This is a genomic window from Pseudomonas sp. IPO3749 (genome assembly GCF_013386605.1).
Classification (GTDB): Bacteria; Pseudomonadota; Gammaproteobacteria; order Pseudomonadales; family Pseudomonadaceae; genus Aquipseudomonas; species Aquipseudomonas azotoformans_A.
Window position 1 is genome coordinate 1 of record NZ_JACARN010000173.1, and the last position, 322, is coordinate 322.

A 322-nucleotide genomic window follows, 5' to 3' on the forward strand; every position below is an offset into this window, starting at 1 on the left:
TCCTCAAGGCGGCCGGGTTCTTCCAGGCTCATCTTGTGCGGGAACAGGCCTTCTTCCATGCCCACCAGGAACACGTAGGGGAATTCCAGACCCTTGGCGCTGTGCAAGGTCATCAGCTGGATGCTGTCTTCATGCTCATCCGCCTGGGTGTCACCGGCTTCCAGCGACGCATGGCCGAGGAACGCGGCCAGCGGGGTCAGCTCTTCGTCTTCCTCGGTGTTTTCGAACGCACGGGCGGCGCTCACCAGTTCCTCAAGGTTTTCTACCCGGGCCTGGCCTTTCTCGCCTTTTTCCGCCTCATGGTAGGCGATCAGCCCGGACT

General features: G+C 61.5%; 1 protein-coding gene. It reads right to left on the reverse strand.

From position 1 onward, the window contains the following. Positions 1-322: 3'-5' exonuclease (locus HX812_RS31980; protein ID WP_306173401.1), on the reverse strand; the 322-nt coding region annotated here is incomplete at both ends.